12 protein-coding genes are annotated in these 9,888 nt (G+C 46.5%); 9 read left to right on the top strand and 3 right to left on the bottom strand.

The annotated features are described in order from the left end of the window. Window positions 1-304 precede the first annotated feature (304 nt). The 7 genes from RIE73_RS35220 to RIE73_RS35190 all read left to right on the top strand — a co-directional run bounded on the left by RIE73_RS35220 (window position 305) and on the right by RIE73_RS35190 (window position 5,433). Window positions 305-613: an N-ATPase subunit AtpR gene (locus tag RIE73_RS35220; RefSeq protein ID WP_446405588.1), complete on the top strand. Its 309-nt coding sequence runs from the start codon at window positions 305-307 to the stop codon at window positions 611-613. 103 nt (window positions 614-716) lie between these two features. Continuing rightward, a complete protein-coding gene (locus RIE73_RS35215) occupies window positions 717-1,439 on the top strand; it encodes a F0F1 ATP synthase subunit A (protein ID WP_446405587.1) in 723 nt (240 codons plus the stop codon). A gap of 1 nt (window position 1,440) precedes the next feature. Then, window positions 1,441-1,719 carry a F0F1 ATP synthase subunit C gene (locus tag RIE73_RS35210; RefSeq protein ID WP_446390342.1) on the top strand — a complete coding sequence of 93 codons (279 nt, stop codon included), beginning with the start codon at window positions 1,441-1,443 and terminating at the stop codon, window positions 1,717-1,719. Between the two features lie 4 nt (window positions 1,720-1,723). Next, the gene (locus RIE73_RS35205) at window positions 1,724-2,596 is read left to right on the top strand and encodes a F0F1 ATP synthase subunit delta (RefSeq protein ID WP_446405586.1); all 873 of its coding nucleotides are present in this window, start codon (window positions 1,724-1,726) and stop codon (window positions 2,594-2,596) included. A 167-nt stretch (window positions 2,597-2,763) separates the two neighbouring features. Continuing rightward, window positions 2,764-3,276 (top strand): hypothetical protein, encoded by a 513-nt coding sequence (locus RIE73_RS35200; protein ID WP_446405585.1) that lies wholly within the window; start codon window positions 2,764-2,766, stop codon window positions 3,274-3,276. A 227-nt stretch (window positions 3,277-3,503) separates the two neighbouring features. Continuing rightward, window positions 3,504-5,162: an alternate F1F0 ATPase, F1 subunit alpha gene (locus RIE73_RS35195; RefSeq protein WP_446405584.1), complete on the top strand. Its 1,659-nt coding sequence runs from the start codon at window positions 3,504-3,506 to the stop codon at window positions 5,160-5,162. Window positions 5,163-5,259: 97 nt separating this feature from the next. Next, window positions 5,260-5,433 (top strand): hypothetical protein, encoded by a 174-nt coding sequence (locus RIE73_RS35190; protein ID WP_446405583.1) that lies wholly within the window; start codon window positions 5,260-5,262, stop codon window positions 5,431-5,433. A 255-nt stretch (window positions 5,434-5,688) separates the two neighbouring features. Here the strand turns inward: RIE73_RS35190 and RIE73_RS35185 are convergent, their stop codons facing one another. Further along, window positions 5,689-6,240, bottom strand: a complete 552-nt coding sequence (locus RIE73_RS35185) for a Uma2 family endonuclease (RefSeq protein WP_446405582.1) — start codon at window positions 6,238-6,240, stop codon at window positions 5,689-5,691. Between the two features lie 342 nt (window positions 6,241-6,582). Between RIE73_RS35185 and RIE73_RS35180 the strand changes: the two genes are divergently transcribed. After that, window positions 6,583-7,788 carry a Coenzyme F420 hydrogenase/dehydrogenase, beta subunit C-terminal domain gene (locus RIE73_RS35180; RefSeq protein ID WP_446405581.1) on the top strand — a complete coding sequence of 402 codons (1,206 nt, stop codon included), beginning with the start codon at window positions 6,583-6,585 and terminating at the stop codon, window positions 7,786-7,788. 211 nt (window positions 7,789-7,999) lie between these two features. Continuing rightward, the gene (locus RIE73_RS35175) at window positions 8,000-8,413 is read left to right on the top strand and encodes a hypothetical protein (RefSeq protein WP_446405580.1); all 414 of its coding nucleotides are present in this window, start codon (window positions 8,000-8,002) and stop codon (window positions 8,411-8,413) included. Between the two features lie 98 nt (window positions 8,414-8,511). Here the strand turns inward: RIE73_RS35175 and RIE73_RS35170 are convergent, their stop codons facing one another. After that, window positions 8,512-8,943, bottom strand: coding sequence for a hypothetical protein (locus tag RIE73_RS35170; RefSeq protein ID WP_446405579.1), 432 nt, complete (start codon window positions 8,941-8,943; stop codon window positions 8,512-8,514). 641 nt (window positions 8,944-9,584) lie between these two features. After that, the coding region (locus RIE73_RS35165; protein ID WP_446405578.1) for a gamma-glutamyltransferase at window positions 9,585-9,888 on the bottom strand (304 nt) is incomplete at its 5' end.

Raw genomic sequence — 9,888 nt, 5'->3', positions numbered from 1 at the left:
AAAAGCGAAGCAACATCTGGTCTCCCCCATGAAACAAAAAGCGAAGCAACATCTGGTCTCCCCCATGAAACAAAAAGCGAAGCAACATCTGGTCTCCCCCATGAAACAAAAAGCGAAGCAACATCTGGTCTCCCCCTTTTGAAGGGGGACGGAAGGGGGATCTAAAGGGGGACGGAAGGGGGATCTAAAGGGGGACGGAAGGGGGATCTAAAAGGGCGGGTTTAGTCACATAATACCAGACAAAAAAAGTTAATAGTAAAACCCGCCCCTACAGTCATCAAAACGTTTTTATCGGAGCATCACCATGAACAATGTATTGCATTTAATTCTCGCCTTTCCCGCTGGCTTTGCTCTGGGAATTTTCTACTTTGGTAGCCTTTGGCTCACCGTGCGGCAATTGCCAACCACCCGTTATCCGATTCGCTTATTTGTGGGTAGTTATTTAGGTCGTATGGTAATTGCCTTACTCGGCTTTTATATCATCATCAACGGACATTGGGAACGAGCGCTGGTTGGCGTATTGGGTTTAATCGTCGCCCGCACATTGTTGGTGCGTCGTTTTGAACCAAAACCCTGGCATTTAGAACAACCCGCTAGTCATCAAACTCATTAATTTATGATTGAGTTTGTGGATAGGCAAAGTCCCCGAAAAACGCGAGCGAGACGCTCGCACTACTACAACCAACGGTTAATTTTAAACTGAGAGAAGGAGACTAATGAATGTTACCCCAGATACTATTATTTTTTGGCAGTGGCAGTGGTTTAAACTGAACGCTACCCTGGTTTATACCTGGCTCGTCATGGCAATTTTGGTCGTGGGATCTTGGCTGGTGACGCGCAATTTGAAAGTTGAACCCGAAGAAATGTCGAATTGGCAAAATCGCTTAGAAATTATTGTCGAAATGATTAACAGTGAGATTCGCCAAGCCACAAATCGAGAACCGAGTGAATTTCTACCGTTTGTGGGGACAATCTTTCTGTTCTTTGCCCTTGCCAATATTCTCACCATCATTCCCGGTTACGAATCCCCCGCCGCGTCTCTATCCACCACAGGCGCTTTTGCCTTGTGTGTCTTTTTTGCTGTACCGTATTACGGGATTAAGCATTCTGGGTTTGGCAGTTACCTGAAACATTTTATTGAGCCGACGCCCGTTGTTTTACCGTTCAATATTCTCAGCGAAATTACCCGGACGCTATCCTTAGCCATTCGCTTGTTTGGGAATGTGATGAGTACGAGTTTATTGGTGGCAATTGTTTTATCACTTATCCCCCTATTTCTACCTATTCCCGTCAGAGCGTATGGAATCGGAATTGGGGTAATTCAGGCGTATGTTTTTGCCATTTTAACCCTGGTCTATATCGCGTCAGGGATTCGCGCCCAGCGTAAGAGTCAACAAAAACGACAACAGCAACAGCAATCAGAAGAAGGAGCAACCTAATATGGATAATCTTGGTCTTATTGGCATCGCCTCGATTCTTGGTGCCGCCCTTTCCATCGGATTAGGGGCAATTGGACCCGCGATTGGGGAAGGATTGGGGTTGGCGAATGCCCTACGTGCGATCGCGCAACAGCCGGATAAAGCAAATACGATTACCCGCACCTTATTTGTGGGCATGGCATTTATTGAATCGACGGCGATTTATGCCTTCATTGTGTCGATTATTCTCATTTTTGCGAATCCGTTTTGGAATCACTTTTTAAATCAGGGAGGAGGATAAGCCAGTGATTGATTGGTTTACATTTATTGCCCAAATTATTAACTTCATTATCCTCGTTTTTCTACTGTGGCGCTTTTTGTATAAGCCCATAACTAAAACCATGGGTGAGCGCCGCAAGCGGATTGAACGTCAGTGGAAAGAAGCGCAACAGAAACAAGAGGAAGCCCAAGCCGAGGCGGAATCCTATCGCCAAAAACAACAAGACTTAGAACAACGGCGAGAGGAATTGTTGAATGAAGCCAAAGAAAAGGCAAAAGCTGAACAGGAAACATTAATTAAACAGGCACGTCAAGAGGTTGATCGAAAGCAGGCAGAATGGCACGAATCCATCGAACGCCAACAAGACTCATTTCTGGAAAACCTGCGACAACGGGTACAAGAGCAAACCCATAAAATTAGCCGTCGTGCATTACAGGATTTGGCAAATGCTGAGTTAGAAGAACGGGCGATATCGGTTTTCATCGAACGCTTAAAACACCTGGATGAGGAGGAACGAGAAACCTTCAGGAAATCAGTGCAGGAATCGGAGGAGGATGTGGTTATCAACAGCGCCTTTGATATGCCAGAAGAGACACAGCAAAAGTTACGGGATACTCTCCGCCAGGAAAATATTGTCAATGGCAATGAGATAAGATTTTCCACCTCATCAGATTTAATCTGTGGCGTAGAAATGCGGAGCAAAAATCATCAGATTGCTTGGAGTTTAGCTGACTATCTAGAAAGCCTAGAGGAACAGTTATCTAAAGAATTCCCGAATAAGCGAGAGCCGGAGGCTGAAGCAAAAGGAAAAGCAGAAGACGAACAAGGAAAGCCAAACGGAAAACAAGACGAACAGGATAAACGGAAGCTTTTAGGTCTGAAGGAGTATAAAAGATGAAATGAGATAAATCATCCTTGAGGCAGATAAATTTTGACGCCTCATTTTTTAAGCTAAGTGCCGAGGACTAAAAAGTTGAGGTAAATTAGCCGAACTATTTTCTAGTCGCAGGATTATAGTTGACAAGTCGGCAATTTACCCAAAACCACACAAGGAGATATGATTGAATGCTGAATAGTTTGCCTAAAAAAGAATGCAATAGCTGGGTAGGAGTAAAGAAAGGAGGCGCGTTTACCTTAATCACCTTGTCCCTACTCCTAGGCGCTTGCACCCCCGAACCCGAAGCCACCGTTCCGGAAACGGAAGTAGACACAACCTTGACGGAAACGGATGATACAGACGTTGAAGATGTTGTTGAAGATACTGAAGAACTGATCGGTGAGATGGTAACCGTTACGGGTGAAGTTGAAGAAGATTATGGAATTAACACATTTGTCATAGAAGAAACCGGTGAGATCTTTGGTGACAAAGTGTTGGTGATCAACACCGCAGCAACAGAGCCAATTCTTGAAGAGCAGAATGTCCGAGTTACTGGGGAAGTTCGCGAACTCGTCGTGGCTGAGTTTGAGCGGGATTATGACCTAACCTGGGAAGGGGATATTCTGCGGACGATAGAAGCTGAGTACGTCGGACAGCCTGTTATCGTGGCTGATGCTGTCGAGGTATTGGATATTCCCTAGAATTTTGGGTAAAAACCCCTAAGCTGTCACGCATTTAAATTTGGGAATGGGTAGCGAGCAAGATGCTCGCACTACCAGGATTTTGCACTTCTTGACATTAAGGTTTAAATGCCAAACAGCTTACTCCCTAGCAAGCAAGACTCTCGCACTACGGCGGCGACAGCAATTCTCTTTTGCCTCTTTCCTCCTGCCATCTACCATCTGCCTTTTTCATGAACGGAAAGTCAATGTCACTACAAACGGTTCTAGATGACACATTTACCCAGTTAGACCAGGGATTAGAAACCTATCAACCTGAACTCCAACTGCGGGAGGTAGGAGTGGTTAAATCGGTATCCCGTGGCATTGCAACGGTGAGTGGTTTACCCACGGTAAAGGCTGATGAACTGATTCGCTTTCCCGGTGGGTTGTTGGGAATTGCGTTTAATTTAGACCCGGATGAAGTAGGGGTTATTTTACTAGGGGAAAGCGAACATATTGAAGCCGGCGATCGCGTACAGCGCACGGGACGGATTTTGGATGTGCCAGTCGGCGAGGCGCTGATTGGTCGGGTGATGGACGCCACGGGTCGTCCGTTGGATAATCAGGGGGCGATTCAAACCACTGAACGTCTGCCCATTGAACAGGAAGCCCCCGCTATTTTAGACCGCGCCCCGGTGAAAGTGCCATTACAGACGGGTCTGAAAGTTGTGGATGCCTTAGTTCCCATTGGTCGCGGTCAACGGGAATTGATTGTTGGCGATCGCCAAACCGGGAAAACCGCGATCGCGGTGGATACGATTATTAATCAAAAAGGGAAAGATGTCATCTGCATTTACTGCGCTGTGGGTCAACGTACCTCCGCCGTGGCTAAAGTAATTGCCCAGTTGCGTGAACGAGAGGCGATGGATTATTCCCTGGTTGTTGTTGCTACCGGGGAAGATGCTCCAGGGTTGCGCTACATTACCCCATACTCAGCGATGTCCATTGGCGAATATTTTCGCGATCGCGGACAGGATGCGTTAGTGGTAATTGATGATATGACCCGCCATGCTTGGGCATATCGTGAACTGTCCCTACTCCTGCGGCGTCCACCAGGTCGAGAAGCCTATCCCGGTGATATTTTTTATATTCATTCCCGGATGTTGGAACGGTCAACCCACCTCAGCGAAGAGTTGGGAGGCGGTTCCCTAACCGCATTACCGATCGTGGAAACCCAAGCCCAGAATATTTCTGCCTATATTCCTACTAATTTAATCTCAATTACCGACGGTCAGATTTACGTGTCTCCGGATTTATTCCAGCAAACTGTTTTACCCGCAGTGGAGGTGGGTAAATCGGTGTCGCGGGTTGGCGGCAAAACCCAGTTATCGGCGTATCAAGAAGTGGCGGGGGATTTACGCCTGTCTTATTCTCAATTCCAAGAAGTGGAAGTATTTGCCCGATTTAGCACCCAGCTTGACGAAGACACTCGTCACACCCTAGAACGAGGGCGTCGGGTGCGGCAGATCCTCAAGCAAAAGGAATCCCAACCATTATCGGTTCCTGAGCAAATTGCTGCACTTGTGGCGGTGAATCAGGGGGTTTTTGATGAATTACCCCTTGACCGGGTTAGAGACGCCGAAACAGCCGTCAGAGAAGCGGTGACAGAGGAATTATCCGAGGTGTGCGATCGCATTGTATCGGGTGAAGCGTTAAGGGATGAGGATTTAGAGGCAATATTACGGGTGGCGCAAGAAGCGACACAGGCGTATAAACCGGAACAAGAGCAAGAAGAAGAACGAACTGAACAAGAGTCGGAAGAAGAGGAGGAACAGACTCAGGCAGAACAGTCTGAGGAAGACAAAGAGGAGGAAAATAAACAGCAAGAAGAAGAGCAAGAGAAAGAAGAATCTGCCAATCAATAAAGACAGATTCTCAATCTCGCCAGGGTGTTGTCATCAAGGATTTTTATGAACGGTATACTAATTTTTGTCATTGTAGCAGTTGTGGTCTTGGCAATCTTTGCCTTCGTTGATAGTGACGGCGGTAATGGCGACGGTAATGGCGGTGACGGTGGCGGTGACGGCGGTGGTGTCGGCGGTGGTGTCGGCGGTAGTTCTGGTGGCGGCGGCGGTGCTGGTGGCGGCGGCGGCGGTGGCGGCGGTGGTGGCAGTTGATGCTAGAGTTATAGATTGACCCTTTGACTTCCCTCAGGGTCAACCTCCTGAATTTCGCTATACCCCACACCCTGTCTACTTTTTAGCTAATTTGCCACCCCTTGAGGAATCTGACAATTAGCCGATGGCGCGATCGCTCCTGCGCTCCTACCCTTTCTGTGGACATTACCTTAAAATGAATGTCACTGACTTAAGCTGGGTTCGTAGTAGGCACGAAGCGTGCCAGAAGCGAAGACAGCGCTTACTACAAACTCTAAAGTCAGTGGCATTCACCTTAAAATTCTGGTGACCACAAATCAACAATAGCGACCTCAAAACCAGGAAGTAAATCAGGAATCGTTAGTACATCACCATCACCTAAAATCTCGACCTCGGACGCAGGACGATAAATTTCGACCCGACGCTGTGGCGGATTCATCAAAATACCAACTTTTGTTCCTTGCTCCAGAAAAAATTGAATCTTATCTCTCAACGATTTTAAGGTATCTGTTGGTGACTTTACCTCAACCATTAAATCAGGAGCCAGTTCCGCAAACGAACGAGGACTTCTGGGTAACCGTTCAGCTAAAACAAAAGAAACATCAGGCGCTCTGACATTAGCATTGGGTAGGTCAAAACCTGCACTAGAAGCTGTCACCCGACCAAGCTTTTGAGGTCTGACCCAATTACCTAAAACCCGGACAAATTCGGCGACGACTTCATCTGACTCATAACCCGATGGACTCATAACTACGATTTTCCCGTCAACTAACTCCATGCGATACTCAGGATGTTCTGCTTGTAATTTCTCCAAGTCTTTGCGGGTTAGAGCTGTCAGAGAAGCCATAGAACCTCTTTGAGTTTATATCTAGAATGATTGATAAATTCATTGTATTACCGTTGAGCGCAACTCGGTATTAGGTTTAATGGCACTGAAATAAGCATTTTAGAATCGCCGAAACCTTTAATACACCGTAGTGGCGTGGCACACCTTAATTGGTGGATTAGAATTGTAGGGGCGCATGGCGTGCGCCCAGTTTAAACGTCAAATCTATTCCACAATTTTAGCTGTGTCAGTCCAGTAGCGTGCAGCATACCAGTCAGTGGCATTCGTATTAGGCTCTTATCCCCAACGACGAACTAAGATATCTTGAGAGAAGAACTCCCGTTAAGAGAAAATCCTTTTTCAATGACTGCGACTACTCCCAACTCCGCCAAACACAAAAAAGCCAAAGCCTTGAAACCAGGGACTATCCGCCCTGCCAAGGAACTCTGTAGCGAATGTGGTCTGTGTGATACATACTATATTCATTATGTCAAGGAAGCTTGTGCTTTTCTTAACCAACAGATTCCCGAATTAGAAACCCAAACCCATGGACGTAGCCGGAATCTGGATAATCCCGATGATTGGTATTTCGGCGTCAACCAAAATATGATGGCGGCGCGGAAACTTCAACCGATTGAAGGGGCGCAGTGGACTGGAATTGTTAGCACCATTGCCATTGAAATGCTCACCAGTGGTAAAGTTGAAGGCGTTGTCTGTGTGCAGAATACCAAAGAAGACCGTTTTCAACCGATGCCGATTATCGCCCGAACGCCAGACGAGATTCTCGCCGCCCGGGTGAATAAGCCCACCCTGTCTCCTAACCTGTCAGTCTTGGAACAAATCGAACAGTCGGGGATGAAACGCCTATTAGTGATTGGCGTCGGCTGTCAAATTCAGGCATTACGGGCGGTGGAAAAAGAACTGGGGTTAGAAAAACTCTACGTTCTGGGGACGCCCTGTGTGGATAATGTTACCCGCGCTGGCTTGCAGAAATTCCTGGAAACCACCAGCAAATCTCCCGATACCGTCGTGCATTATGAGTTTATGCAGGACTTTCAAGTTCACTTCAAACATGAAGATGGTTCAATTGAGAAAGTCCCCTTCTTCGGATTAAATACCAAAGAACTTAAGGATGTATTTGCCCCATCCTGTATGAGTTGTTTTGATTATGTCAACTCTCTAGCCGATTTAGTTGTCGGCTACATGGGCGCCCCCTTTGGTTGGCAATGGATTGTGGTGCGAAATGACCGGGGACAGGAAATGCTGGATCTGGTGCAAAATCAGCTAGAAACTCAATCAGTTACGTCTAAGGGTGACCGACATCAAGCGGTGCAACAGAGTATTCCGGCGTATGATAAAGGCGTTACCTTACCGATGTGGGCAGCCAAATTAATGGGGGTGGTGATTGAGAAGATTGGTCCGAAAGGATTAGAATATGCTCGTTTCTCGATTGACTCCCACTTTACCCGCAATTATCTCTATGTGAAGCGCCATCACCCAGAGAAATTAGCGGCGCATGTGCCAGAGTTTGCCAAGCGAATTGTGGGACAGTATACTTTACCTGATTAAGAGAGTTATCACTCACGAGAGTCGGGTTAGGTTGCGGCTTCAACCAATCAGTATCAAGCGCAACTGACCCGGACTCAATTGATCGGGTATAGTTCCAGCAAAACGCGATCGCCCGATTACAAATATCACGACAATCCAACTCTTATCAATTCTGTTATATAGCGCGTCTAAATGCAACGCGAAATCTTTTTGTTCCCTGTTCTTTAAACCAATGCCGTCCAAAACCTTTATTGTTCGCGCCCACGCGAGAACCATCCATACTCGCCCAGTCACATTCATCTGTGCCAAGTGCCATCAGGCGACGACTCGCGAATGTTATCCGGGTAAACCACCGAAATACTGTCTCAACTGTGCGCCGAAGAAGAAGAAAGCCTCAGCCACCCGAACACCCGAAAAGGGTATGTTTAAACCCACTCATCACTTAGTTGCTCATAGAACAGGTGAACAGATACCCGTATGCTTAGAAACCTCCCCTGATCCGGGATGGTTTTGGGTGCGTACTGCCCTGGATTGGTTTTCCGGAGAGTCGATTATTCAATATCACAGACAGAAGGGATTATATAGCCGAGACAAACCCTTGGCGGATTATTCCCTGGAGGAGATAGCATCTGATCGGGGGACTTAACGGGAATGGCACTGAAATAAGCATTAGGGAATCACCGAAACCTTTGATATACCGTAGGGTGGGCATTGCCCACCAACCTTAAGTCAGTGGCATTCGACTTAACGGTTTGAGATCATCGGCGTCTTGAAGAATTCACGAATCTGGCTAGTCCAAAAACGATTGACCCAGTGCGGTTTGGTCTGTTTTAGCGATCGCTGGGTGGGAAAGCGTGCAAACAAGCGGTCTAATTCACTTTTACCGCCTTCATCCCACAGCATTTCAATGGGTTTAAATGTTTCAGTATGTGGAAAATCAGGATGGTGGCGAGTTAATCGTTCAGCGTACTGGGTCAATGGCTGAAAGTGAATTGAATAATAGAGGCTGTTGACCCGATAGTTTCTAAGTTCAAAGCAGGGAAAAAATTCTGGAAAGCGTTCCCTGGCTTCTTTAAAACGGTTATAGATATCTCGTTCCCAGCGCTTGCTGGTAATATCATCAATTTCTATATCTTGCTCATTGAGGAGAATCATCGAATTATTGGAACGGTGCATAACTAGAGGGAACTTGCTTCATTCTCTACTTTAGAAAGGGGGTGTGACAAGGTTATGACAAATGAATGACAATTCTATCAAGGGGTGGCTGCATAAGTTGATAGGTGGGGATAAGGCAGACCTTTAGGGGGGTAACAAAAGCGGATTTGGTATGACACTCAAGTCTTGTCCACCTTCCACATTAATGCAGCAAGCCCCATATCGTGCATACGTCAGTAAATGATAAATTAAACCTATGATTTATCTAAAAAATGTTCAATTATTTAAAATATAGTGGCGTTGTAACACAAGTTCATAAACTTCCATTTTCGAGGCATTTTCCCAATATATTGACGAAATTACGAGGGTTCCAGCGATTATTCGATTTAGGGTATAATATTCTAGATTGGAGGACTTTATTGACTTAAATAGGGTTGTAATTGCCCAAACCCTTAATATTTCGTGCAATTTCGGCTAATTTCTTGCCCTCAGCGAACGAATTAGTTTTGCGCCAAGCCATGTATTTATACGAAGAAATGTAAAGTAATATTGCCAGGGGTTGACGATAAGCGTGTTGTATTCCTTGGATTTGGGGTGAGTCAGGGCGGGTTTTGCTACAGATGTTATCGGTAGGATTCAACATTGAGTGCCTAAACCCGCCCCTACAGCGCCAATGCCAACCCATCCCCACGGGGTTCAGACGCCGCCACGAAAACGCCTCCTTGCTGTAAAATAATCTGACCCTTGCCAAATCGTTTCCCATCGGTACTCATTTCAATATGATGTCCCCGTTGGGCGAGTGCCAAAGCCACCTCAGATGATACCGTTGGCTCTAAAAGTACCTGATTTCCGGCGATAAACTGCCATCGTGGGGCATCTAGTGCCGCTTGGGGATTCATGCCATAGTCTGCCAGATTCACCACCATTTGTAGATGTCCCTGGGGTTGCATATATTCCCCCATGACG

The organism is Coleofasciculus sp. C1-SOL-03 (assembly GCF_040220555.1).
Lineage (GTDB): Bacteria > Cyanobacteriota > Cyanobacteriia > Cyanobacteriales > Coleofasciculaceae > Coleofasciculus.
The sequence above is the reverse complement of the archived record's forward strand: the minus strand, read 5'-3'. Positions and strand labels throughout refer to the sequence as shown.